This is a genomic window from Mesorhizobium sp. M0633 (genome assembly GCF_040320645.1).
Classification (GTDB): domain Bacteria; phylum Pseudomonadota; class Alphaproteobacteria; order Rhizobiales; family Rhizobiaceae; genus Mesorhizobium.
Genome location: NZ_JAMYQC010000029.1, coordinates 68,479 through 94,838 on the forward strand (window position 1 = coordinate 68,479; position 26,360 = coordinate 94,838).

21 protein-coding genes are annotated in these 26,360 nt (G+C 56.5%); 20 read left to right on the plus strand and 1 reads right to left on the minus strand.

Translation table 11 applies throughout. The features are described from left to right. Positions 1 to 54: 54 nt before the first annotated feature. From NKI47_RS25965 to cysQ, 20 genes are all read left to right on the plus strand, one after another. Positions 55 to 753 carry a glycosyltransferase family 4 protein gene (locus NKI47_RS25965; RefSeq protein WP_352594081.1) on the plus strand — a complete coding sequence of 233 codons (699 nt, stop codon included), beginning with the start codon at positions 55 to 57 and terminating at the stop codon, positions 751 to 753. Positions 754 to 933: 180 nt separating this feature from the next. Beyond that, on the plus strand, positions 934 to 1,386 hold the full coding sequence (locus tag NKI47_RS25970; RefSeq protein ID WP_352594082.1) for an acyltransferase: 453 nt from the start codon (positions 934 to 936) through the stop codon (positions 1,384 to 1,386). A 72-nt stretch (positions 1,387 to 1,458) separates the two neighbouring features. Then, a complete protein-coding gene (locus NKI47_RS25975) occupies positions 1,459 to 2,706 on the plus strand; it encodes a glycosyltransferase (RefSeq protein WP_352594083.1) in 1,248 nt (415 codons plus the stop codon). Positions 2,707 to 3,099: 393 nt separating this feature from the next. After that, the gene (locus tag NKI47_RS25980; protein ID WP_352594101.1) at positions 3,100 to 3,396 is read left to right on the plus strand and encodes an LbetaH domain-containing protein; all 297 of its coding nucleotides are present in this window, start codon (positions 3,100 to 3,102) and stop codon (positions 3,394 to 3,396) included. Beyond that, a complete protein-coding gene (locus tag NKI47_RS25985; RefSeq protein WP_352594084.1) occupies positions 3,380 to 4,288 on the plus strand; it encodes a glycosyltransferase family 2 protein in 909 nt (302 codons plus the stop codon). The genes NKI47_RS25980 and NKI47_RS25985 overlap by 17 nt, the downstream gene beginning before the upstream one ends. Before the next feature lie 27 nt (positions 4,289 to 4,315). Continuing rightward, complete coding sequence (locus NKI47_RS25990; protein WP_352594085.1) at positions 4,316 to 5,176, plus strand: FkbM family methyltransferase; 861 nt, start codon at positions 4,316 to 4,318, stop codon at positions 5,174 to 5,176. Positions 5,177 to 5,349: 173 nt separating this feature from the next. Beyond that, positions 5,350 to 7,368, plus strand: coding sequence for a hypothetical protein (locus NKI47_RS25995; protein WP_352594086.1), 2,019 nt, complete (start codon positions 5,350 to 5,352; stop codon positions 7,366 to 7,368). Positions 7,369 to 7,500: 132 nt separating this feature from the next. Then, positions 7,501 to 8,466: a UDP-glucuronic acid decarboxylase family protein gene (locus NKI47_RS26000; protein WP_352594087.1), complete on the plus strand. Its 966-nt coding sequence runs from the start codon at positions 7,501 to 7,503 to the stop codon at positions 8,464 to 8,466. 471 nt (positions 8,467 to 8,937) lie between these two features. Continuing rightward, a complete protein-coding gene (locus tag NKI47_RS26005; RefSeq protein ID WP_352594088.1) occupies positions 8,938 to 9,783 on the plus strand; it encodes an FkbM family methyltransferase in 846 nt (281 codons plus the stop codon). Positions 9,784 to 10,459: 676 nt separating this feature from the next. Beyond that, positions 10,460 to 10,918, plus strand: coding sequence for a hypothetical protein (locus tag NKI47_RS26010; RefSeq protein ID WP_352594089.1), 459 nt, complete (start codon positions 10,460 to 10,462; stop codon positions 10,916 to 10,918). A 326-nt stretch (positions 10,919 to 11,244) separates the two neighbouring features. Continuing rightward, complete coding sequence (locus tag NKI47_RS26015) at positions 11,245 to 11,733, plus strand: hypothetical protein (protein WP_352594090.1); 489 nt, start codon at positions 11,245 to 11,247, stop codon at positions 11,731 to 11,733. Between the two features lie 529 nt (positions 11,734 to 12,262). Next, a complete protein-coding gene (locus tag NKI47_RS26020) occupies positions 12,263 to 13,072 on the plus strand; it encodes a tyrosine-protein phosphatase (protein WP_352594091.1) in 810 nt (269 codons plus the stop codon). Next, the gene (locus NKI47_RS26025) at positions 13,072 to 13,860 is read left to right on the plus strand and encodes a polysaccharide biosynthesis/export family protein (RefSeq protein ID WP_352594092.1); all 789 of its coding nucleotides are present in this window, start codon (positions 13,072 to 13,074) and stop codon (positions 13,858 to 13,860) included. Before NKI47_RS26020 ends, NKI47_RS26025 begins: the two co-directional genes overlap by 1 nt. A gap of 45 nt (positions 13,861 to 13,905) precedes the next feature. Then, the gene (locus NKI47_RS26030) at positions 13,906 to 16,290 is read left to right on the plus strand and encodes a GumC family protein (protein WP_352594093.1); all 2,385 of its coding nucleotides are present in this window, start codon (positions 13,906 to 13,908) and stop codon (positions 16,288 to 16,290) included. Continuing rightward, complete coding sequence (locus tag NKI47_RS26035) at positions 16,253 to 17,437, plus strand: tetratricopeptide repeat protein (RefSeq protein ID WP_352594094.1); 1,185 nt, start codon at positions 16,253 to 16,255, stop codon at positions 17,435 to 17,437. The genes NKI47_RS26030 and NKI47_RS26035 overlap by 38 nt, the downstream gene beginning before the upstream one ends. After that, positions 17,434 to 18,750, plus strand: a complete 1,317-nt coding sequence (locus tag NKI47_RS26040) for an O-antigen ligase family protein (protein WP_352594095.1) — start codon at positions 17,434 to 17,436, stop codon at positions 18,748 to 18,750. The genes NKI47_RS26035 and NKI47_RS26040 overlap by 4 nt, the downstream gene beginning before the upstream one ends. Before the next feature lie 211 nt (positions 18,751 to 18,961). After that, on the plus strand, positions 18,962 to 20,032 hold the full coding sequence (rfbB, locus tag NKI47_RS26045; protein ID WP_352594096.1) for a dTDP-glucose 4,6-dehydratase: 1,071 nt from the start codon (positions 18,962 to 18,964) through the stop codon (positions 20,030 to 20,032). 545 nt (positions 20,033 to 20,577) lie between these two features. Continuing rightward, the gene (gene cysD, locus NKI47_RS26050) at positions 20,578 to 21,483 is read left to right on the plus strand and encodes a sulfate adenylyltransferase subunit CysD (RefSeq protein ID WP_352594097.1); all 906 of its coding nucleotides are present in this window, start codon (positions 20,578 to 20,580) and stop codon (positions 21,481 to 21,483) included. 2 nt (positions 21,484 to 21,485) lie between these two features. Further along, positions 21,486 to 23,423, plus strand: a complete 1,938-nt coding sequence (gene cysN, locus NKI47_RS26055; RefSeq protein WP_352594098.1) for a sulfate adenylyltransferase subunit CysN — start codon at positions 21,486 to 21,488, stop codon at positions 23,421 to 23,423. A gap of 10 nt (positions 23,424 to 23,433) precedes the next feature. Beyond that, on the plus strand, positions 23,434 to 24,222 hold the full coding sequence (gene cysQ / locus NKI47_RS26060; RefSeq protein ID WP_352594102.1) for a 3'(2'),5'-bisphosphate nucleotidase CysQ: 789 nt from the start codon (positions 23,434 to 23,436) through the stop codon (positions 24,220 to 24,222). A 260-nt stretch (positions 24,223 to 24,482) separates the two neighbouring features. Here the strand turns inward: cysQ and tnpC are convergent, their stop codons facing one another. After that, positions 24,483 to 26,066 (minus strand): IS66 family transposase, encoded by a 1,584-nt coding sequence (gene tnpC / locus NKI47_RS26065; RefSeq protein ID WP_352578751.1) that lies wholly within the window; start codon positions 26,064 to 26,066, stop codon positions 24,483 to 24,485. Positions 26,067 to 26,360: the final 294 nt, after the last annotated feature.

Below are 26,360 nucleotides of genomic sequence, written 5' to 3' on the forward strand. Positions count from 1 at the left end.
CCCCGTCCGACTTTCGCTGAGGCTATGGGGCCACGATTTCGGCCATATGCCACAATGCTCGACCACGCCGATATACTCGTCTGCCCGTCCGAGTTTGTAAGAGCCGATTTGGTGGACAATTTCGGTGTCGAGCCGGGCCGCACCCGCATCGTTCCCTACGCTGTCGCACCGACGTGGTTCGATATCGCGCCACGCCCGGAACGCGGACGCGTGCTCTTCGCGGGGACAGCGGATCTGCGAAAAGGAATTCACATTTTCGCGCAAGCCAGTCAGATGTTGATCGGTGCGGGCGATCACTATCAGTTTCGTGTTGCGGGGGAGGTGTCACCTCGCATTCGTGCTCGACCAGAGGTCGGCGCTCTTACCTTTTTGGGAAGGGTTCCACGTGACAAGGTGCACATCGAATTTCAGCGAGCCGATGTCCTCGTGCTGCCCAGCTTGGTGGAGGGATCGGCAGGGGTCACCTATGAAGCGCTCGCAGCTGGGGTGCCCACTGTCACTACGCGGGCCGCCGGCTCGGTGGTTCGACACGGCATAGATGGTCTCATTGTCGAGCAAGGAAGTCCGCTGGCACTGGCAGAGGCCATTGCAAAAATCGTGTCGGATCGCCCCTTACGCGATCGAATGTCCTTATCTGCCCGTGATCACGCTCGCACGTTTTCCTGGGAGCGGTACACGCACCGACTCGTCAAGGCAGTGTTGGGCAGACGGGCTGGACCGTTTGGCTCAGATGAGCATGTCGATGATACATAACCTAAACCCTGCGAGGCATAGCTGCAGGGTTTTCTCATGGCCCGGATCCTCGAGATGAGGCAGGTGCACCTTTTCTTGCCAAGCGCTCGGGCGGCATTTTACCGCTCAACTGTGCCACTTTTCTTTCGGAAAGTGGGCAAGGGTACTTTGATATGGGGTGGGCTCCGGTTGTCCCGGCCAATGCTCAACATTGGCATTGGCGAAGACTGTATGCTCGGCCACGGTCTCTTCTTTCAAACGGCCCAGGCAGCAGAGATAGAGATAGGAGATAGGACCAGTATCAATACAGGTTGTCATTTGGTAGCAAGTGAACTGATTAGGATCGGTTCAAACGTCGCTATCGGCGAGTATGTGTCAATTCGTGATCAGGAACATCGGTTCAAACCCGCTTCGGGTGTAAGAGGCCAGGACTACAAAGTGGCCCCGGTTATTATAGAACAAAATGTGTGGATAGGGCGTGGCGTTTATATAGGTCCCGGCACGACGATACGCGCTGGAACGATTGTTGCTGCGAACAGTGTTGTGCGTGGTAATTTCCCTCCAAATGTGCTTCTTGCCGGAGCGCCGGCCAAGATACGTCGAATCATTCTCGAGACGGGCGAGATGGCGTTTCCACCTGAAGATCTTCGATAGTGATGTTTAGGCGCAAGGAAATGAGATCGGACTCACGGCCGGCGCACTTTGTTTTAGAAAGTATAGTTGTCGATGAGCGATATGTCGGAACGTGAAGTGCATTCTGACATGGGGTTGCTCATGAAGGCGCCAATTGTGCGGCACAATCTCGCTCTCGCCATCGTGACTGGAAGCATATCAAGGCTCGCCGGGGGATTGTACAATTCGGTTCGCGGATCCGCTTTATCGTTGCATAGGGCACATACTGACATCTCCGTCATAGGGTATACCGACAAATTCACAGTTCAAGACATCAGCTCGTGGTCACCGATCGTTCCCCTTGCGGCTCGGCAGTATGGTGTTTCCTCGATCAGATATGCACCATCGATCAGCCGCGCGCTGAGCCAGGCACGTTTCGATGTGGTACATCAGCATGGAATCTGGCAGACGACTTCAGTTCAGGTGTCGGCTTGGCGACGGCGAACCGGGGGGAAGGTGATGATCTCTCCTCGCGGAATGCTAGATCCCTGGGCTTTGCGCCACTCACGATGGAAAAAGAAGGCGGTCGAGCTACTTTTTGAAAGGTCGAATTTGCGGGGGGCATCGTGTCTCCATGCTCTGAACCGATCCGAAGCCCAAGCGTTTCGCAGCTACGGGCTTGCGAACCCGATCGCGATCATCCCTAATGGCATAGATCTTCCTGACCACCGGGCAGGCGATGGCCTATTGCCGAAAATTAAGTCTGCAGCGGCGCGACGTGTTCTCCTTTTCCTTGGAAGGCTGCATCCAAAAAAAGGGATCTCAGAGTTGATCGAGGCTTGGTCCATACTCCGGAGCGATGCCCCGACGGTAGCCGCTTCCTGGCAGATCGTAGTTGCGGGGTGGGATGACGGGGGGCACGAGCTTCGTCTTCGAGAGTTGGTGACGAAGCGGGGACTTCAGAATGATGTAGTATTTGTGGGCCCGCTCTACGGCGCAGCAAAGGACGCCGCGTTGCGGGAAGCCGATTCGTTCATACTGCCATCGTATTCCGAAGGGTTGCCCATGTCGGTGCTGGAGGCTTGGGCCTACCGGCTTCCTGTTTTCATGACTGACGCTTGCAATCTGCCTGAAGGGTTTGCGGCGGCGGCTGCAATACGGATCGAGACGGATCCGCCTGCCCTTGCAGCTATACTCTCACAGGCCTTGATGCGCCCTGATCTTGCGGACTATGGGACCTCTGGTCGACGTCTGGTGGAGGAGCGGTATGTTTGGGACGAGATCGCTCGGAGCCATATCCAAGTCTACCGCTGGATGCTCGATGGTGGGCAGCCACCGCCATGCGTTGAAATTGAGCGATGAAGTGCAATGGGCCGCAGTTCTCGGATGAATTCGAGCTTTCCCGTGAAGGTTGATATCGAAGCGAACCGCTCTGCAGCGAAATGGAGCCGCCGCGAGCAAGCAGGTCGGATCTTATGGTCCTTGGCTTGGCCGTTTTTCCGCTTCTCGCCGCGGCCGTTTTGGGCGCTCCGCAGTGTTATCTTGCGGCTTTTCGGCGCTCAAGTGGGCTCACATGTTCATCTATATCCCACAGTCCGGATCACCATCCCCTGGAATCTCGCGATCGGAGATCATTCGGCAATTGGTGACCGTGCCATTCTCTATTCATTGGGCCCTATCACGATTGGAGCCAATGCGACTGTGTCGCAGGGAGCCCACCTGTGTGCTGGTACTCATGATTTCCGATCGCCTTCGATGACGCTCGTGAAATCACCAATCCACATATCGGATAACGCGTGGATTTGCGCCGACGCATTCATTGGGCCGGGGGTGGAAATAGGCTCAGGTGCGGTTGTTGGAGCGCGAGCTGTCGCAATGCGAAGCGTAGCCGCTGGACTCGTTGTGGCTGGAAACCCAGCCAGAAAAGTCGGGGAGCGACAAACTCAAATTCCGATGCTGACCGAGTCCCCAAGCCCTGCCGATGGCATTTCTTCGCGCAAGAGCGCTGCCCGTGCTGGACATAAAAAGAGAACGAATGATGCTGCAAGATGATGCGGCCGCCCGTGGCGGCAATTTCGGCGACGATAAACAGTCCAGAACAGCTGGATCGCCGTTGACCCAACTTCCGGTGACCGTCGTCATTCCCGTCAAGAATGAAGAACACAACCTACCCCGATGTCTGGAGAAATTGGGACGGTTCGCTCAAATCGTGGTGGTTGACTCAGACAGTTCGGATTGTACAAGGGAAATCGCTGCAACTTTCAATGCAAGAGTTTTGGAGTTTAAATGGGATGGTCACTACCCAAAGAAACGAAATTGGGTTTTGCTAAATTATAATTTCGAGACGCCATGGGTTCTTTTTCTTGACGCGGATGAATATCTAGACGCGCAATTTTGCGATGCCCTGATCAGGGCTTTAGATGATCCAGCCGTTGTTGGATTCTGGCTTACATACACAAATCATTTCCTTGGTCGCGAGCTGCGCTATGGTGTGCCACAGCGTAAGCTTTCATTATTTAGAGTGGGCGCCGGCGTTTATGAGCGAATCGAGGAATCCAACTGGAGTTCCCTCGACATGGAGGTCCATGAGCATCCTGTGCTAAAGGGAGCCATCGGTGAGATAAGGATCCCCATAAATCATGAGGATTACAATGGCCTGGGTAAATTTTTGACTAAGCATGTTCAGTACGCGAAATGGGAAGCTAGACGGTATTTCGAAATAGCATTGGCAGAACCTGAGAAGTTTACGAGAAGGCAGAGATTGAAATACAAGTATATTACAAGATGGTGGTTTTCTTGGTCATATTTCGTTTATTCGTATGTATTCCGTCTCGGATTTATGGACGGACAAGCGGGATTCATGTATGCATTTTATAAGTTATGGTACTTCTTGTCGATAAGAAGAATGATTTATGAATTGGAATCAGAGGTTGTCAAAGAATAGTGACCAGGAATATTGAGAAAATATGTAATGAGAAAAGATGTAATGGGTCGCACAATACGTTTTATGCTAGAGCATCCGATCGCGGGCAAATTCAAAAGCCGAGCGTTGTTTCGCTACTTGTGGTGGCAAGCAAGCAGCCGGCTTAAGGATAAAGTCACAGTTGAATGGATTGGAGGCACTAAGCTGGTAGCAAGCCACGGAATGACGGGCGCCACAGGCAATATCTATTGCGGACTGCACGAGTTCCCGGAAATGGGATTCCTGTTACATCTGCTAAGGCCATCGGACTTGTTCTGTGACGTCGGCGCCAATATTGGCAGTTACACGATCTTGGCGTCCGGAGTAGCGAAGGCCGAGACCCTCGCGTTTGAACCCGTACCGGAGACTATTCGCTCTTTGTCAGCAAACATTCAGGCAAATCGCATCGCCGAGTTGGTTTCCGTACACGAAGTAGTGCTGGGCCCGCAGGATGGAATGGCGAATTTTTCGATCGACCAAGATACCATGAACCATGTCGCAAGGAAGGAGGATCAGGTGACTCGTCTGCTTCCCATGCGCAAGCTCGATACCGTTCTGAACGGCAGATGCCCCATTTTCTTGAAGATTGATGTTGAGGGATATGAAGAAGAAGTTTTTTCCGGAGCACAATTGACGCTCTCCGACCCGAGGCTCCTTGCCATCTGTACTGAACTGTTTACGCCAAAAATGTCGCAGGCCCTTGGGAGAATGGGATTTAGTCGTTTTTACTATAACCCTTATACCCGTGATCTAACACCCTTTGGGAACGCATTGAAGCACTCCAACACCCTGTTGGTCCGGGATCATGAGTCGGTGCAGGCCCGTTTGCGAGCTGCCCCTTCCTTTCGCGTGTTTAGGATAGACATCTGACATTGTCGTCGAACAGCATACCGCACTTCACTAGGCGCGCGGCTCTAGTTTGCATCGCATCGACCTCGGCTCTGGGAGCCGCCAGGGCCGTCGGGCAAGTGGCGCCGGCAATCTACGATACAGCAGTTGGTGTATCCAGTGCTAACGTGCCAAAGGGTACGAGTTTTCTTGGCGTGAAGGGCTATGCGGCGATCGACGATGGCGGCGCCGCGATTTACAAGAAAGTTGATAGTGAGCCTCCGGGGGGTAAAGTACAGTCCCGCGACGGCGCATGGTGGGAAATTGCCGAGGACAGCGTCCGTCCCGAAATGTTCGGGCTTATGGGGACCAACATAGCAGATGCCGCGGTTGATGAAAGCACCGCTGCTGCCGCCATGGGAGATTGGGCAAGGGCTCGGGGGCGGCTTCATATTCGTCTCACGCCGGGCAGGAAATACTCGTACACCAACCCGCTCTGGCTCACCGGGATCAGGGAAAGTCTGATCATCGATGGGTACGGGGCATCGTTCCAGAACATCCGCGCTAGCACCCACGGCGTTCACAGTATTTTTGCAAACAATGAATGCCTCGTATTTCCATCCATCTTTTATCGCGGCGGTCGGTCCTTGATTGGGACTGTGACTCCTCCATACGAATATGGGGAACTGATCGAGACCGTTGCGGCGGGCACCATGACGGTCACGCTTTCATCCGGCGAGGCGCCCTCGTCCTTTGTGGTTGGTGAGCGTGCTCTGATTTACGGTTTCGCCACCCAGACTGCTGCATTCCCGAACACATCTGTCTACTTCGAATACGTGGTAATCACCGCGATCAATGGCTTGGAATTGACCGTCGCGGAACCGCTGCGATTCCACTACCATTCAGACTGGCCTATTGTGGCCGACAGCGCCGAATACAAAGGACCGGCGCGCATCATTTCGTTGGTCCGTGACAGCACATACCTTGAGACAAAATACATCGAGATCAATGGTCTTCGCTGCATGAGCGATACTGGATGGACGAAGCGCGAGGGGGGCACTTCTGCACGCAACGGTCGCATCACCATCGCCAACTACCAGCGGGCAGTCCTGAACGATGTTTTGGGCGATGGCGGGATGTATGTCTCGCAGGGGCAACTTTTCACTGACAACGGCAGCATATTTTCCGGTCGCGTCGAGTTGGACAAGTTCATTGATCTGGCCGAAATGAAGAGGGTGGACTACGGGTCGATCTCGGAGGGAACCGGCGCCTATCGGGTGGTCATCAGCGACAGTATCCTACGCAACGTCGGTCCTATTGACGCGCTCGACACATTGGAAATTCGTCGTTGCCGCATCGACGGCTATGGGACCTCACACACTCCACGGGCCTTCAACGGCACCTTCGGGACGCCGAAGTCGATATTTACGGATAACCGGCTGAAATCTTATAGCGGACTCCGAAGCCTGAGGGGCGAGAGCGACGTGTCTGCGGCATTCACTGAAGTTAGCGCCACGCGGCTCGACATGCCTACGACGGTATTCGTAAGCAGCAATCTGGTGCGAGTAGTGCGGCCTGGGACCGTCCTCTACAATGCGGGTGGCGAGGGGGTGTTTCGCTGCGAGGGGACTCCACGGGAGGCGTCGAGCAGAACGTTTTTCGATGGCCGGAGGCTCAGCGGATCGTACTCTGACGGCGACATGCTCTATTGCTGCCGTTATCCGTATGTCGAAGGGCTTCGGAACCAGCTGATAGGCAATGACGGGCCGACAGAGATATTCGCAATGGTCGGCGGCACGGGTCAGTCCCGGCCGATGTTGTCAAAGCGATACGATGAATATTCCGCTGATGGTCGCTGGGTGTTGCCGAGCACCATTAACGCTCGGATATCGAACACACCTTTGTATTTCCACATGGGCTTCCTGGTCGAGGTAACAAAACTCACAGTGGCGGTGACGCGAGCCTACACCGGCCCCAGCCCAGTTGCGAAACTTCGCATTCGGCGACCCGGTTCCAATACGTCGATTGCGATCGTCGACCTAAAGGCGGCAGGACAGCGCCTGATTGACTCCTTCACTGTGACTGGCGCGACCACCGACGACAAGCTGACCGGTCTTGACGGTGATCCGATTGGTGTACTGGAGATAGGCGCGACTGGCCGTCTTGCGTACGCCTCCGTTGGGGAGGACGCAGTCTGGAGCCTGATCGTCGAAGGTGTGCAAAGGGTAGATTAAGAAGCTGATTCGGGCGCGATTTCTTTGAGCTTCGCGACAGCAGGTCACTGCCGGTTGATGTATATCAGCGCGTTTGCCAAACAGGCCTATCTGCGTTAGACCGCAGGCCTTCTATGTAGGAGATCATGATCCTTGCCTCCCATTTCCGAAAGCCGCAAACGCATTCTCGTCACCGGTGGCGCCGGTTTTCTTGGCTCGCATCTGATCGACAGGCTGCTCGATCAAGGCCATGAGGTAATCTGCGTCGACAATTTGTTTTCCTCGACCAAGCGCAACATAGATCATCTGCATGCGAATCCTCGCTTCGAGTTCTTGCGTCACGACGTCTGTTTTCCGCTCTATGTGGAGGTAGACGAAATCTACAATCTCGCTTGCCCGGCTTCACCAGTCCACTACCAGCACGATCCCATCCAGACACTGAAGACCTCCGTGCACGGCGCAATCAACATTTTAGGACTTGCCAAGCGTTTGCGGTGCAAAGTGCTGCAGGCGTCCACCAGCGAAGTATATGGCGATCCGGACATTCATCCTCAAACTGAGGACTACTGGGGAAACGTAAATCCTATTGGACTGCGATCATGCTACGACGAAGGCAAGCGGGCGGCCGAGACACTTTTCTTTGACTACAATCGCCAGCACGGCCTGGAAACCAAGGTAGCGCGCATTTTCAACACTTACGGACCACGGATGCACCGACAAGATGGTCGCGTTGTGTCCAACTTTATTGTGCAGGCACTGCAGGGTCATCCGATAACAATCTACGGGGACGGCAGCCAGACAAGGTCTTTTTGCTATGTCGACGACCTAATCGAAGGGCTTATGAAGCTTATGGGAACGCCGGGCGAGGTCATCGGACCCATTAACATTGGAAACACGCGCGAGTTCTCGATGCTGGAACTGGCCTCGCTTGTCATCCAGGTCACCGGCTCACGCTCCGAAATCCGGCATCTGCCACTGCCATCGGACGATCCTAGGCAGAGGCAGCCAGATATTACCAAGGCTCGCACCATTCTTGGTTGGGAAGCCAAGACTCAATTGCGCGGCGGCATCGAACGGACGGTAGAGTATTTTAAGAGCCTGCTAATTAACGAGGCTTGACACGTGCGCTGACGAGGCGCAGTTCGGTTTCAGCGGCGGCTACAATGCTATCGCGGACCCGGGAGCGATCACGCGCCGGCGCAATGCTGCAGCCACGCCCAGTTCTTCGGGTTGACCGCCAATGCCGGCGCGGCGTCAGGCGCCGGCTACTTCCCATTGCCTTCGAAGCCGTCAAGCGCATCGACGCGCTCTTCGACATGGAGCGCCCCATTAACCCCTCGGGGTTTGAAAAACGCCGGCGCGTGCCGCAGGCGGATGAAGAGCGTCAAGCGAAGGGCGGTCTGGCGAGCCACCGACTGAGGTCGGACGCAACACCTCGACCGCCGATGACGGCCCCTTCCGTGCCAACGCCACGCGTATCAGCGGGGCGGCAACCGCAAACGCACTCGGTATCGCGGTTAAAAGTTCCCGATCATGTTGCAAATTTGTGCGCAATGTAGGTAAGGTTGAGGCTAGGCGATGAGGGTTCAAATGTTTCTCGGGAAAATTGTTGATCGCCTGTTTATCAAAAAGCCGCGTTTCAGACGGCTTGTCACTGAAGCGGTTTATGGGAGAGATGACGCTAATGTTAATGTCTTTGGACTAAAGTTGCTTGTAAATTCGGCTAGAGAAAATGGCTACTTGAGGGCCTCGAACGCTTCTCGAAAATATAGCCTGCTGAAAGACGAAACCGCGACACTGATGAACCTTATCGCCCTTATCGACGACGGTGACACCTTCCTTGATGTCGGAGCTAATATCGGAATCTTTTCGTCCGTGATCGCACGATCCGCCAGGTTAAAGCCGGGCGTCAGAATAATGGCGTTCGAGGTTGATCCGAGCACCTTCGCGCGTCTCGCCGTGAACGGGAAGGAACATGGGTTCGATTGCATGAATGTGGGTGTTGCGGAAGTTGCGGCGACCGCAACGTTCGTACGGGGCGCCGTGTCCCACGTGACCACAAGAGAAGATCATGTTAATTCTTACAATATCCCAGGGCTGACGTTCACCGCTAGGCTTTTGCCGCTGTCAGACATTGAAATCCCTGGCCGTTCGATCGTCATCAAAGTTGATGTCGAGGGGATGGAATGGGAGGTCCTCTGCGGTGCGTGGTCATTGTTCCAGGATGACCGTGTCAAGGCGATATACTTTGACGGAGCCAAAGAACAGGCGAAGATCCGCGAGCGCTTGGCTGGCGCGGGATTTGAGTTTTATGACGGCAGGACGCTTGAACCGGCGGAGGCGAATGTGTTTTCGCTCTTGGCTATCAAGCCTCGATCGTCTGAGCTGGCATTGAAATCCGCCATATCTGCCCGCCCGCATAATGCGACTGCATAGCAGCAAGCTACCACTCGTGGTAGCGACAACGACTGACAAGTCGACAAACCTGCCTCCGTCTGCAGGATCAGAACTAACACGCAAATCCAACTAACGACGCAAAACCCCGCCGACAGGGTGCTGCACAACATCAGCATTATCTGAAACTCGTCGAACCGATCTATGAGATCGTGCGCTGGCAACTGTTCACTGAAAGTCCCCTAGGATTGACGGCTGCCTCGCGGAGGTGGGCTGTCGCTATTCCAAGTGCAAGCGCCAGGAGTGTGACGATCGAAGTGATCACGTCTGTTGAGCGGCGCCAGCGCGCCGGCGATGGTCTGGTGAGGAGAAGGAGCAACGGGTCGCGGCGACGTTTGGGCCATGAAACTCACGAGCCACCGCCTGGATTGGCTTGAGACACAGCCTGCGCTATACGGCTGCACGGCTTGGTCTCGCGGCTCTTAGGGTTTACCTCGTGGCGGCTGCGGATGAAGCTCGGGCTTTGCCAGCATCCGAGTTCGCGTTCTTTCCCCTTGCTGTTCATCTTCGGAATGGCGTTATGACGAGCCCTTCCGGATGTAGGAACGTGTAAGTGCGAGGAGTTCGTCGACAAGGCGGTCGGCTAAGGGCCGAACTTGTCACATGGCCGCTTGAGCTTGCCGGCGCACTAAGCGCGAATCCCGGAAAGGAGACAATCTTGTCGTTGGGAAAGAAAGGTATGCTTGTGTTAATAGCAATGGCTTTTGTCGCTATCTACCTCGGCATCGTCATCAAACAAAAGAAATCAAATACATCGGCCTCTAGACCGACCGAAGCGCTGGAGCAGTTCGAAGGCAAGCTTTCCATCCAGGCGATCGATGATCTCCGCGTCGCTGGCCGCAAGGTTTTGCTGTGCGGCGTGGCGTTCACCAAACCTCGATCGATGCAGGCCATGGCAACAGAAGTGGCGCGCCGAGACTATCAAGGGCGGTCCGTGAAGTGCAAAGCAGTCGGCACGGGCACGCCTTGCGACGGCAATATTGCGTCGAAATTAGGCGCCGCCGTCGTTGTTCAGTGCTTTATGCCCGATGGCACGGATTTGGCCGCGAAGCTGATCGAGAGCGGTTTGCTGTGCGGCCAACCCGCCCAGGCGGGCTCGACCTACCGGACTTGCTAGGGAGACTTCTGGCTAGCTGCTGGTTGTCATCGACGAATCCCGGAGACAATGTCAAGACCGGTGGGGCGCTGCACGGCGCCCGGACCGATGCTGAATCAGCGGCCGCAAAGAACCTCGGATCGGCCTTCGGCCAATCGCGATCCCAGCCAGTTGCACAGATGGTGTGTTAGCTTTAACTAATTGTGTGTTCAATCAACCACACTGAACCAAAAATTATCTCGCATTTGCGAAACGGGTTGGAATTGGCGCAAAAAGCTGTTACGCGCTTTTCAGTACCTTATGGTTGGGTGGGCCTCAGGTAACGTGGGACAGAAGGATTGATGCGGATGAACCTAGTTGTGAAAAGTGCGTTGGCCGGATTTGTTGTGTTGGCCGGCTTCGCCCCGGTGTCGTCTTTCGCGCAGGATGGGTCGTGCACCTGCGCAACTGCCTATACGGGCGTAAATCCGATTGGATCGATCGGGAACGTCAATGGGAACGTAATGGTCTCGCAGGTGGCTGGCTATGGCCCGGCACAAGCGGGCGGTGCGCTGGATTTCGGCAGCCGCGTCGTAGTTGGCGGCAAGGGGTCGGCTTCGGTTAATGTCGGTGGCTGCAATATCAGCGTTCCAGCGAATTCGACCCTCGATATCTCCCGTATTGGGAACAATATTTGCCTCAATGTTCTCGGTTCCGAGAAAACCGCCCAAACGGGTAATTCGACGGGTAGTTCCAATAATAACACGCCGCTCTTCATCTTTGGCGGTATGGCTCTTGGGGCCGGTATTCTGGCTGCGACGGCGGACAAGGACCACGGCCACGCCGTTAGCGACTAAGTTGATCGTAAATAGGGCAACGGCAGCAGAGGCGTGTGGCGCTTCTGCTGCGTGTCTATTGTCGGCGACAGAACGGCCTTGGCGTGTGTGCTGGTGTCGTAGCCGGTGTATCAGTCGAATCGCTTAAGCCGAGGTGACATGCGGCTGTCTGAGGCTAGCGAACATGCCGGGATGAAGGGCGAAGTGCCGGTCTATCCAGGCACTATGGCCGAATCGCAATCTTTCGCTTCGCTGCTGCGTGTTGGTGCAAGTCTCGGATACGACGTCCGGCAAACGCGACGATCAAAGTCAATCCTGTGGAGGGCGGCATGTGTGTACGCTCGATACATCAGGCTCAGCTATTGCCGCCGATGCGGCGCTGATCATCGGCCTGCATGATGAGGACAACTCTGTCCGCCAGTAGCCGGGACCTGGCGTCCATCGTATCGCATGAACTTGACAAATGCGTCATTTGCCGCCCTGCGAGTGATGCATTTGCGATGTCTTGGAATGGCGTCGCTATGGTGCTTCGTTGCGGCCACGAAAGCCCATGATCGATCTCCACTCCCATATTTTGCCCGGCCTCGACGACGGCTCACCCAGTCTTGCCGAATCGCTGGAGATGGCACGACTGGCGGTCGCCGACGGAACGACCCACATGGCGTGCACGCCGCACGTGACACCTGGCGTATACGAAAACGGAACATCGAACATTGTCCGGGCGGTTCAAGAGTTGCACCAGGCGCTGCGCCGCGCCGCCATACCGCTTGCTCTTTACGTCGGCGCCGATGTTCATATAGCGCCTGATCTTCCGGACCGATTGGCGGCCGGTGGCATACCAACTTTAAACAGGTCCCGCTATTTTCTGTTTGAACCGCCGCATCATGTCCTACCTCCACGAATGGAGGATCTTGCTCTACGCCTCATAAACGCCGGGTTCATCCCGGTTCTTACTCATCCTGAGCGTTTGACTTGGATCAAAACGAATTACGACGTTATAGAAAGACTGAATGCAGTGGGCTGCCTCATCCAGCTTACCGCAGATTCGATTGTTGGTGCTTTCGGACGCACAGCGCTTTATTATTCAGAAAAGCTGATTGACGAGGGTAGGGTGGACATTATCGCATCGGACACTCATAGCGCAACGCGCCGGCGCCCTGGACTTTCGCAGGCGGTTGCCGCAGCTGCCAAGCGATGTGGCGAAGACGAGGCTCGCAACATGGTATTGAAGCGTCCGGGGGAAATATTGGCAAATCGGCCTATCGAGCCGGTCGGAAAAGCGCGCCCAAAAGGACCAAACGCCGGCAATGGTGGCCGTTTTGGAGGATTTGGCCGCTTATTTAAAGGCGGAACAGCGTGATGGGCACATTTCGTTTCGCAAGAAATTATATGGGAACGGCGTTCGTCGTGCTCACTTCTCTGGTAGTCTCGGCATGTACCAGCACTTCGTCGACGACAGCGCCTTCCTCGGGTTCGGTCGATGCGCTGCAATTGACATCGTCGTCGGCGCCAATTTCGGGCGGTGGTGCTCTGCGGGTGGTCAAGGATCTGCCAGCGCCGCAAAACACGCAAAATGGCAGCGAGCAGCCTTTGTCCCCAAACGATGTGCTCGATGTGAATGTGTTTCAGGTCGACAATTTGAATAGGACGGTCCAAGTCGACTCTAATGGCCAGATTTCGCTTCCGCTTATCGGCGCCATTACTGCGGCAGGGAAGACCGTCCGCCAGTTGGAGCAGGAAATCGAGACCGCCTACGGCGCCAAATACCTACAATCCCCTGACGTTTCAATTTTCGTCAGGGAATCGATCGGGCAGCGCGTAACTGTGGATGGCGAGGTCAACAAGGCCGGCATCTTTCCGGTGTCGAGCAATTCTTCTCTGATTGATGCAATCGCGCTCGCTGGTGGTTTCAACAATATCGGCGACGCAAAAAAGGTCTTTGTCTATCGCAATTTCGGCCCCAATACCTTGGTCGCAAATTACGATGTGGAGGACATTCGTGCTGGCAAAAGCCGGAATCCACGCATCTACGGTGGTGACAAGATCGTAGTGTTCGCTTCAAAGTCGAAAATTGCGATAAATAATTTAAAGGACGCCCTCGGTGTCGCCTCGAATGCAGCTCGGATTGCTGTGATTCCGGGAATATAACTATGGCCAGTCAAACACAGACGAAACCTAGGATCACCTCGGACCATGCTCGATCGTAACAGACAGCATCAAATAGCAGGCCCAGGACACAGCCAAGCGTTGTCGGCGGACCTCTATTACGACGGTGCGCAAAACTATAGCACCTATGGTCACGACTACACGGACCAGAACGAAGGGTTCAATCCACTCAAGCTGCTCTTTTATGTGGTTCAATATCGATGGCTGATCGCCATGATGATGGCAGCTGGTTTCGTAGCCGGCGTCGTCATTACGATGATGCAAACGCCAAAATATCAGGCAACAACACAACTGGAGGTTCTGGTACCGTCGGCCAAGGTCTTCCAGGACATCGAAGTGGTTTCCGAGAACAGCGATGTCCGAGCCTTTTTGACCGCACGCGAAAAACTTAAAAGCCGCGCATTGGCGCAGCGTGTCGTGTTTCAACTGGGGCTCAGCGAAAAGCCGGATTTCCTGTTCCCGACGCCGGATTTCTCGATAACCAACATCTTCTATCGTGCCTTTGGAATCTCCAAATCGCCGTCCATTGAAGAAAAGACCCCGGAGCAACGTGAAGCAATTGCGATCGATCGCATCCTGAACGATCTCAGCGTCAACCTGGTCCCCAATACGAGCCTGCTATCGATTGCGTTTGCCGACCAGAAGCCAAAATATGCAAGTGACGTGGCCAATCAGGTCGCGCAAAGTTTCATTGATCAACGTCTCGATCAAACCAGCGAGACTTCGGACCTGGCACGGCAATTCATCCAGGAACAGGTTTTGCAGGTAAAGCAAAAGCTTCAAAAATCCGAAGAGGATCTAGTCGCTTATGCAAAGGATGCGGGCATCACGGTCACAGGCGACGACAAGTCGCTTATAGGATCGAACATCGAGGCGCTGAACACAGCGCTTGCGACAGCCATCCAGGACCGTCTTGATGCAGGACGGGTAGTGGACCAGATTGACAAGGGCCGCGGCGCAAGCCTGGCGCCCGTACTCGAAAGTGAGGGTCTACAGAAGCTCAGCGAAAAACTGTCGGACCTGACCAGCCAGTATCAGCAGAAATTAGGGATCCTGAAACCCGGTTTTCCGGAGATGCAGCAGCTTCAGTCGCAGATCAAGGAATTGCAACGACTCTATAACAACGGTGTTCTGGCCATAACCGATTCCCTAAGACTAAAATATCAGGAAGCGCTGAACAAGGAGGCTGACCTCAAGACGAAACTTGCTGAGATGGAAAAGCTGCAAGTTGTCTTCAATGACAAAAATATCAAGTACACGATTCTGAAGCGCGACGTCGATTCGAACAGGTCGCAGTATGACAATCTGATTGCCAAGCTGAATGAGGTTGGTGTCAGCTCGGAGCTTAAGACGCAGAGTGCAGCAATTGTTGACTTCGCGAATCAGCCTAGCAGACCTTTTTCTCCACGCTTGAGCGTTAATGTTGCAATCGCGCTGGCTCTGTTCATGGCTCTGAGCGCGTCGATTGTTTATATTATCGAGCTGTTGAACAATACCTTTACGAACCCCGAGCAGATCGAGAAAGAACTGGGCCTGGCGATGCTTGGCATCTTGCCTCTCGTCGACGATCGCGAACTGATGGCGAGTATCGCCGATCAGAAATCTGGACTTTCGGAAGCCTACCGTTCGCTTCGAACATCGTTGCAATTCTCCGGGGCCGAAGGTGCGCCGCGGTCGCTGCTGGTCACGAGTTCGGAACCTTCTGAAGGCAAATCAACCACATCGTTTAAGCTCGGGCAGGATTTTGCGGCACTCGGCGCAAGAGTTCTCATTGTCGATGGTGACCTGCGAAAGCCGAACCTTCACCGCATGTTCGGTCTCGACAACACGATCGGGCTCAGCAATTTGCTGACAAACACGGTCCGGAAGGAAGATCTGTCCAGCATATTTAGGGGAACGAAATATCCGAACCTAACCGTTCTGACTTCTGGAACGATCCCACCAAATCCTGCGGATCTGCTTTCGTCCCCGAAGATGGCCCTGATTCTTACAAATCTCGGCAAACGTTTCGATCTGGTCATCATCGACGCCCCCCCGATTGTCGGCCTTTCAGATGCGCCGATCCTAAGCCGGCTTGCCGAGGGAACATTGATGGTCATCTCCACCAATCAGGTGACACGCAAGTCGGCAAAGACAGCTTTGAAACGCCTAAAGGCCGCCGGCGCGAACGTGGTCGGAGCCGCTATGTCGAAGTTTGCGGTGAACAAGTTCGATTACAATTATGCCTACAAATATATGAACTATCAGTACTACAGCTACGGTACGGACACGAGTACCCCGAAAATTGAGGGCAAAGTCGATGATGGCGCAGGCCAGCCCGCTTATCCAAAATCTCCGGCGCTCAAGCGTTTGGTTCATCGCATCCGCACTAGCGTTGGCGGCTTCCTCGATCGGGCTAAGTCGGTTTCTTGAGGCCGAAGCCCCTGCCGTCTCGCTTGCGCTGGATCCGTTCAATGTCGACGCCCTGGTGGCTGAAATCACCAGCGACCTGAACAACTCGAGTAATCCTCCTGATCTTGACGGCTTGCTTGCGAAGACGCAACGCGCGCTTGCCTTTAATCTGGTGGACGCGCGTCTTTATAGCCTGATCGGCGAGATCAAATACCGCCAAGGTGAGAAAGACGAAGCCTACCAGTTGTTCGATCAAGCCCGAAAACTTTCGAAAACAGAAATCCGGGCGCTCCAGAGGCTAATTGGCCACTCGATTGAAACGGGCGATCTGTCGAAAGCTGTCGGTGATATCGATGTGTTGCTGCGGCGATGGCCGGACCAATTTCAGGCGATCGCCCAGGGAATCCCCACAATTCTCTCAGATCCCCAAGGATACCAGGCCGTGCTGACGGCCATCATGGCCGGGGCGCCCTGGAGGCCCGGTTTGTTTGCTGCTCTGCGCGATACCTCAGAAGGGCTCGACGCCGCAAATCGGCTGTTGCTCGATTTAATTGGATCAGCCACACCACCGACCAGGAGCGAACTGTCCGGTGTCATCAATGGCTACATTGGTCAAAAGAAATATGAATCGGCGTATCGGCTGTTTCTTTTCAGTCTCACGGACGAAGAGCGGAAGCTGGGGGGGTATGTTTTCAACAGCACATTCGAGCCGGGCTCTGGTGGTAAGCCGTTTGACTGGCAGGTACCTGATCAATCCAGCCTAGAAGTTACATTCGCAACCTCCCTGGGCGCGGTTGAGGGCGAGGGTGGGGCGACGGCCCGGTTCTTGAACACGCCAGTCAAGGGTGCAGCGCTTCAGCAATATATCGAATTACCTCCTGGTTCATACAAGATTTCCTTGGCCGCATCGGCGAGAAACCTAAAGCTTCCAAAGGAATTGTTCTGGTCGATAAGGTGTGTGGATCCAAGCGACGCCATAGCGCGGCTCAGCATTCCAGAGGGAACATATAATCGTCAGAATCTGAGCCAGACTTTTACAATTGGATCGTCCACATGCCCGATGCAGTTGCTCCGGCTGGAGACTGCTACGATTGCTGAGAGCTGGCGGTTTCGATATATCGGTACGTTGGTGATGCACAAATTGAGTATTGAGAGGCTTCCATCTTGACCGGCCGGCCATCGGAGCGGGACAAATATCTCCTCGGTTCGGTCCTATTTGTATCGCTGCTAATCGGCGGCGGTACTGTAAGCGGCCTCTACACGGATACGCTCATTGAGGTCGCGGCACTCTTGTCAGCGGCTGCCGTCTTTTCACACCCCCCTAGCCAAAGAAGCCCCCATTCTGTTCTGTGGCTGCTCGCATTGGCCGTCTTGCTGGCACTTTTGCAAATCGTCCCCCTGCCGGCGGCGGTTTTCAACGGTTTGCGGCCGAAACTGCTGCTCGGAGATACCTGGGCTGCAGAAACTCAATTTCGCTTCATCAGCGTCGGGGTCGGCCGCACGGTCGAATGTTTGCTTTATCTTTTGGCCGCCGCGGCGTTTTTTCTTGCAGTATTGCGGCTGCGCGTCGAGCAGGTCAACGCACTTCTTCCGTTCTTTTTTATGGGTGTTATATGTAATGGTCTGGCAGGGGCGATTCAATATTCACTTTCGAACGACATCGCGATTGTCGGCCTCTTACCGTTTACAATTAACGCTGGTCTTTTTGCGAACGTAAATCACTTTTCAGCTTTGCTATTTGTCTCGATCCCGTTCGTCGTCTATTATGGAATATTTCGCGGGCATCTTTTATCCGGATCGATCGGCTTGGTGGCGCTTTTGCTGCTGCTCCTGGCCGCCGGTTCCCGTGCCGGTGTTCTAATTGGCTTGGCCATTACCGTATTGTCCGTCATCTTTCTCTCAGCCCGTTCGAGGGCAAGTGGGCTCAGCGTTCTACTGATTTTCGTGGGGCTTTCGGTCTACACAATAGGTGCCTGGACCAAGATTGATGCGGACGCAATCGACCCGGCATTTGGGCGAGGAGAGTTTGCCCGCACTACGATCGATGGGATAAAGGAGAATTGGGCGACAGGCATTGGATTCGGCAATTTTCAAGAAGCCTACCAGATTTACGAAAACGAAACCATGATCTTCGAGAAATTCGTAAATCACGCTCACAATGACTATCTTGAGATAGCATTCGAAGGTGGCATTCCTGCTATCTTGCTAATGGCGGGTTATTTCGTGTTGCTAGTGGCTGCATCAGTCGGCGTTCGTCGTGACCCACTTCAGAAAGCTGCTTTTCTGTCAGTGTCTTTTCTTCTCATTCATTCGCTGGTTGATTATCCGCTGCGAACAGGGGCGCTTGCGATGGCATTCGCCTATATGAACGCCATCATCTTCCACAGAGGATTTGCGGAACGGTTAAGCCGCAGGAGCGAGGTGATCGAGATCGAACATAATGGCGATAAGCTGTTTGTTCCAGTTGGAGCGTCGTCTTAAAACGGGAAGGGCATTTCGTGGGATTAGCTTTCGCCATGGCGTGAGTATCACTCCTAAGGAGGCAGGGATTCACGGCTTGTCCACAAGGCGTAGCCAACGCGTGGGTGCGGCCTAGGCTTCAGCTTTCGGATGGTGTCCTGGGTCCGATGCTCGCGCAGAGGTGTTGTCGTGTGTTTGCCCCAAAAGGGGTAAGTGCATTCGGAGGGGCGCCATGAACTTTCTGGTAACTGGAGGGGCCGGCTTCATCGGCTCGGCGGTCTGCCGGCGTTTGTGCCGCAATCCGGCCAATCATGTGACCAATCTCGACAAACTCACCTATGCAGGAAATCTCGCTTCGCTGCGGCCGGTCGAGAACGCCCACAATTATAGGTTCGAGCACGCCGACATTTGTGATGCGAGGACAGTTCTAGACGTTCTAAATCGCGATGAGATCGACGTTGTAATGAATCTGGCCGCTGAAAGCCATGTCGACCGGTCGATTGACAAGCCCGCTGCCTTCATCGAGACCAACATTGTTGGAACCTACCGAATGCTGAATTCGGCGCTGGAGTATTGGCGCCGACTCTCCAGCGAGAAAAAAAGCCGGTTCCGTTTTCACCACGTTTCGACCGACGAGGTGTTCGGCGATCTACCTTTCGACAACAGTGTTTTTACAGAACAGACGGGCTATGCGCCATCCTCGCCATATTCGGCGTCAAAGGCCGCGTCAGATCATTTGGTGCGTGCATGGCATAAAACTTACGGGCTCCCGGTGGTGCTGTCCAACTGCTCGAACAATTACGGTCCTTTTCAATTTCCTGAAAAACTGATCCCGCTCGTCATTTTGAACGCCCTCGATGAGAAGCCGCTGCCGGTGTACGGCGCAGGCAGTAACGTGCGCGACTGGCTTTTTGTTGAAGACCACGCCCGCGCCTTGGCCATCGTCGCCACCGAGGGTGCAGTTGGCGAGAGTTACAATGTCGGTGGCGGCTCGGAACGCAGCAATATGGAGGTGGTGGAGGCGATCTGCAGCATTCTCGACGATAGACGGCCGCGTTCCGGTGCTCGGCGGTACCGCGATCTCATAGTCTTTGTTGCGGATCGCCCTGGCCACGACCGTCGTTATGCGATCGACGCATCCAAATTACGGCTCAATCTCGGCTGGGCTCCGCGCGAGATATTTGCGAGCGGCCTCGCCAAAACGGTCGACTGGTACCTCCAGAACGAATGGTGGTGGGGACCGATCCGCCGCGACGGTTACAGGGGCGAGCGGCTTGGCGACGCCTGCGTTGGTGCTGCGTGAGGCTTGTCTTCACCATACAGGACACGTTTAATAGCCGGTCGAGCGCGTCTACCTAGGCCAGCTTCGAGGTCTTTGCCCCCGGCCGGCCCCAGCTCAACCACCCCTCCGGCGTTCGCGGCCATTCGATATAGTGGTCTAGTCGATTCCGCCGGGGCTGCATCGTCCAATCAGGCCAAGGATGAACCGGACTTGCCTTCGATTTCAAGATTTCAATGCACTGGCAGCCAAGGTTTCGATAGCCCAAGGCGGTTGGCCAATCGGATGCACCACCACAAGATGCCCAACCTGCCCAGGCAATATTTTCCTGCCGTTCCCAGCGGAATCGGTCGCTGAGCAGAAATTTCCCGATTTTCCCGGCCGTACGGAAAATTCATTCCCGAACCATTCGGCCGCAAGCCTGTCTTGCATTGTTCTGGGCCGGAACGATCTGCTAGAACGCCCGCACGAGAATAGATTGTCCGGAAGTGCAGTTTGAATCGGGCGGCTGAAGGTCGCCTCCGATGCAGGCCCTTCCGTGGATCGGTACGAAAGAACGCTCGCAGTCCATGAACATCGCACTTACGCACCTTCAGCGGCTTGAGGCCGAATCCGTCCATATTTTTCGCGAGGTGGCCGCGGCTTTCGCCAAGCCGGTGATGCTCTATTCGGTCGGCAAGGATTCGTCCGTGCTCATGCACCTGGCGATGAAGGCATTCTATCCGGCCAAGCCGCCCTTTCCCTTTCTCCATGTCGACACGACCTGGAAATTCCGCGAAATGATCGCCTTTCGCGACCAGATGCAGCAAAAGCTCGGCTTCGATCTCCTGGTCCATGTCAATGAAGACGGCGTGCGCGACAACATCAATCCGTTCGATCACGGCTCCAACACACACACGCATGTGATGAAAACGGTTGCCCTGCGGCAGGCGCTCGACAAATACGGGTTTGACGCTGCCTTCGGCGGCGCGCGGCGCGACGAGGAGAAGTCGCGCGCCAAGGAGCGCATCTTTTCGTTCCGCAACGCCCAGCACGTCTGGGATCCGAAGAACCAGCGGCCGGAGATGTGGAAGATTTTCAACACCCGCATCGCTGCCGGTGAATCGATCAGGGTGTTCCCGTTGTCGAACTGGACCGAGCTCGACATCTGGCAGTACATTCTCCAGGAAGACATCCCAATCGTGCCGCTGTATCTGGCCAAGGAGCGGCCGGTCGTCGAGCGCGATGGCATGCTTATCCTGAGGGATGACGAGCGCATGCGACTGCGGCCCGGCGAGACGGTGGAGAACCGGATGGTGCGGTTCCGCACGCTCGGCTGTTATCCGCTGACCGGCGCGATCGACTCGGAAGCCGACACTCTGGAAGCGATAGTCGGCGAAATGCTCACGGCGCGCACTTCCGAGCGGCAAGGTCGCCTGATCGACCGCGACGAAGCCGGCTCGATGGAAAAGAAGAAGCGCGAGGGGTATTTCTGAGCATGCGCCACATCATGGCCAAGAGCCTCGCCCCGACCGACGGCGTCCGCGACTATCTGGCGGCGCAGGAACGAAAGTCGCTGCTGCGCTTCCTGACCTGCGGCTCGGTCGACGACGGCAAGTCGACGCTGATCGGGCGCCTGCTTTCCGACACCAAGCAGATTTTCGAGGACCAGCTGGCCACGCTCGAGCGCGATTCGCGCAAGCACGGCACCACCGGCGATGACGTCGACTTCGCGCTGCTGGTCGACGGCCTCGAGGCCGAGCGCGAGCAAGGCATCACCATCGACGTCGCCTATCGCTTCTTCGCCACGCCAAAGCGCAAGTTCATCGTCGCCGACACGCCCGGCCACGAACAGTACACGCGTAACATGGCGACGGGTGCATCGACGGCGGATCTCGCCATCGTACTGATCGATGCCCGCCAGGGCGTGCTGCGTCAGACCAGGCGGCATTCGATCATTGCCTCGCTGCTTGGCATCCGCCACATCGTGCTCGCCGTCAACAAGATCGATCTTGTCGGCTTCGACGAGGCGGTTTTTGAACGGATCGTCGCGGATTACGCACAGTTCTCACGTGAGCTCGGCTTCCAGACGATCGTGCCCATCCCTATGTCGGCCCGCTATGGCGACAACGTTACCGGCCGTTCCGACAGGACGGACTGGTATTCCGGCCCGACGCTGATCGAACATCTCGAAACCGTCTCGGTCGACGAGGCCGCGGTCGAATTGCCGTTCCGGTTTCCGGTCCAATATGTGAACCGTCCCAACCTCGATTTTCGCGGTTTCGCCGGCACCATCGCCTCCGGCTCGGTTGCGCCGGGCGACGAGGTGGTCGTCGCCAAATCCGGCAAGTCCTCCCATGTCAGGCGCATCGTTTCGCATGGCGGCGACCTTCAGCAGGCTATTGCCGGCCAGGCCATCACTCTTGTCCTGGACGACGAGGTCGAAGTCTCGCGCGGCAATATGCTGGTATCGCCAGCGGCGCGGCCGCAGGTCGCCGACCAGTTCGCCGCCAACATCGTCTGGTTCGACGAACATGCGCTGCTGCCTGGCCGCTCCTACATCCTGCGCACCGAGACCGACCAGACCAGCGCCACCGTCACCGACCTGAAATACCGGGTCAACGTCAACGACTTTGCCCATGAGGCGGCCAAGTCGCTTGAAATGAACGAAGTCGGCATCTGCAACATCTCGACGCGGTCGCCGATCGCCTTCGATCCGTTTGCCGAGAACCGCACCACCGGCGCCTTCATCCTGATCGACCGCATCACCAATGCCACGGTCGGCGCCGGCATGATCCTGCATTCGCTGCGCCGCGCCGAAAACATCCACTGGCAGTCGCTCGACGTCGGCAAGCGCGCGCGTGCCGATATGAAGAACCAGCGGCCGGCCGTGTTCTGGTTCACCGGGCTTTCGGGCTCGGGCAAGTCGACCATCGCCAATCTGTTTGAAAAGAAACTGTTCGCCACCGGCCGTCATACCTACATTCTGGATGGCGACAACGTCCGTCACGGCCTCAACCGCGATCTCGGCTTCACCGACGCCGATCGTGTCGAAAACATTCGCCGCGTTGCCGAAGTCGCGCGCCTGATGGCCGACGCCGGGCTGATCGTCATCGTGTCGTTCATTTCGCCGTTCAGCGCCGAGCGGCGCATGGCGCGCGAATTGATGGCCGACGGCGAATTCGTCGAGGTGTTTGTCGATACCCCCTTCGAGGAATGTGCCAGGCGCGATCCGAAGGGCCTCTATGCGCGGGCGTTGAACGGCGAGATCAAGAATTTCACCGGCGTCGATTCGCCGTATGAGGTGCCGGAAAAGCCCGAAATCCATCTCAAGACCCTCGGCAGATCGGCCGAGGAGATGGTGGACGCCCTGGAACACTGGCTGAACGAGCGGGACATTGCCGAAGACCAATATGATAGCGGCGGCGGTATCTGACGACGAAGCGATGCTCGCCGTCTTCGAGCACCTTGCCTTGGCGGCAGGGCGCGAGGTGATGCGTGTCTTTCGTGTCGGCTGTGCGGTCGACAGCAAATCGGACAATTCGCCAGTGACGGAGGCGGATCGCGAGAGCGAAAAGATCATCCTTGCCGGGCTACGCGCCGCATTTCCAGAGATTCCATGCGTGGCAGAGGAGGAAGCCTCTGCCGGCATCATGGCGCCGGATCTCGGCGACGCCTTTTTCCTGATCGATCCGCTCGACGGCACCAAGGAGTTCGTCAACCGGCGGACCGATTTCACTGTCAACATCGCGCTGGTTCGCCATGGCGTGCCTGAGATCGGCGTCGTCTTCGCGCCTTGCACCGGCCGCTTCTTTTCCGGCCGGCCGGGCAAAGCGGAAACGATCGAGATCAATGACGACTACGAGATCGTCGATCGCCAGTCGATTTCGGCAAGGGCCGGTATGGTGCCGCTGACCGTCGTTGCCAGCCGCTCCCACAACACGCCGGAAACCGACGCCTATATCCGCGCGCTTGGCGCCGCCGAGATCGTCTCGGTCGGCTCGTCGCTGAAATTCTGTCTTGTCGCCGGCGCCGAGGCGGACGTCTATCCGCGCTTCGGCCGCACCATGGAGTGGGATACGGCCGCGGGTGACGCGGTGCTACGCGCCGCCGGCGGCATGACGCGCACGCTGGATGGTGAGCCGCTCGCCTACGGCAAGCGCAACCAGAGTGACGACGAGGATTTCGCCAACCCGCATTTTATCGCAAGCGGCAAGGCTGCTGGATTTGGCTAGACGGTGATTGCGCAGTTCCAGACCCGTACGAAAGTGCGGGTGTTGCAAGTGACTTGTGCAAGCGACCTCAGATACTGCTCGAGATCTGTAAACACAGCGGTACGATCCCCATCCAGCCGACAGTTGGGTCGGCGTGGCCGATTCGCTTCGTGTCCGGTCGATGCTGCGGGGCCTTCACACGGTGTATCCAAATTGCTGTATACCGATACACTTGAACGGCTATACGCGCTATACGAGCGTAAGCGCGTAGCTGATGCCGTTTAGCGCTGGTAGTTCCAAGGCATGAGCGCCTCGATATCGCTGTTTCGCCAGCCATTGGCGATGCGCTCGAGGGTCTGGGTGAGCCAGGCGTACGGATCGACCTGATTCATCTTGGCGGTGGTCAGCAGCGTGGCGATGGTGGCCCATGTCCGTCCACCGCCGTCGCTGCCAGCGAAGAGGCTGTTCTTTCGGGTAATTGTCTGTGGCCTGATCGCGCGCTCGACGGTGTTGGAGTCGATTTCGATGCGGCCGTCGGTGAGGAAGCGCTCCAGCGCGGCACGCCGGCCGAGCGCATAGCGGATCGCCTCGGCGGGCTTCGATTTTCCCGACAGCTTCGGCAGCTCCTTTTCCCACAGCGCAAAGAGAGCGGCAACGACGGCGGCGGATTTCTCCTGACGCGCAGCTATCCGAACTACCGGGTCCTGGCCGCGCACGGCCTCCTCGGCGGCCCACAGCGGGGCCATCTGCGCCACCGTCTGCGAGGCAATAACGGAGGAGCCTGCGGCATGCAGTTCGTAGAACTTGCGCCGCACGTGCGACCAGCACGCCGCCAGCGTCACGCCGTCATTGCCCCGATCCGATCGGGCCAGCCGGTTATAGGCGGCGTATCCGTCGACCTGCAGGATGCCGCGATAGCCGTCCAGATGGCGGGCGACACATTCGCCGGCACGGCTGTCTTCGAAGCGGTAGGCGACGATGGGCGGTCCGCTGCCACCGAACGGCCGATCATCGCGGAGATAGGTCCAGAGGTAGGCCGTCTTGGCCTTGCCCGATCCTGGGGCCAGCGTTGGCAGGGTGGTCTCATCGGCAAAGACCCGCTCACCCTGCTTGATGCGGGTCAGTGCGTAATCGGCGAGCGGCTCGAGCTCGAAGCCGACCTTGCCCATCCACTGCGCCATCTGTGACCGGTCGATCTCGACCTGATCGCGGGCATAGATCGCTTCCTGGCGGTAGAGCGGCAGGCCATCGGCGTATTTCGACACTGCGATCTGCGCCAGCAGCGCTTCGGTCGGAATGCCGCTTTCGATGATGCGGGCGGGTGCGGCTGCCTGGGTGACGCCGTCCCAACCCTTGTAGGCATATTTGGGGCGACGCGTGACGATCACCCGGAACTTCGCCGGGGTGACATCGAGCCGTTCGGAGACGTCCTCGCCGATCAGGATCTTTTCCAGCGCTTCGCAGCCAGCAGGCGTTTCGGGCTCGATAACCACCTCGACCCGTTCGAGATGGGCCGCAAAGCCTTTGCGAGGACGCGGAGCGCGCTTCGCTTTCGAGCCGCCCGCAGACTTCTCCATCTGCGCTTCGATGGCCGCCACGCCGGTTTCGATCTCGTCGAAGACCAGAGCATACTGTTCCTCGCTCAGCGCGCCGGTCCGCAACCTTTCGGAGCGGCTGCCGAAGCGCGCCCGCTCCAGCATCTTCACGACCGCCGTCAGTCGTGCGATCCGCTCATCGGCGCTCTTGTTGACCAGCTCGAGATGGAGGTTGCGCTCCTCGAGAAGGGCGGCCTTTTCGGCCATGGCAATAACCATCGCCTTGAGCGCGTCAACGTCGTCCGGGAGCGCGAGTTCGGGTGCCGACATGGCCAAAATCAGAGCATATTCGCGGGCAATTTTCCCGCTTTTTCAGCTCCCTGATTCATCATGCCGCAGGGTTTTACCCAACCGATTGCGGCCGCCTGACGGTCTCCGTCCGAACCCGTTTCCAGTCCATTCCGTCGACCAGAGCCATGAGCTGAGCATGATTGAGCTGGACCCGGTGGTGGCCGATCCGCGTACGCCTCCGGCGAGGGCCGCCTTGCGGGAGCATGGCCCGGTAGCGAAGCTGCGCTCTTAAGGTCGTCCTTTCGAGCGTAGTTAGCAGCACAGCATGAGCCA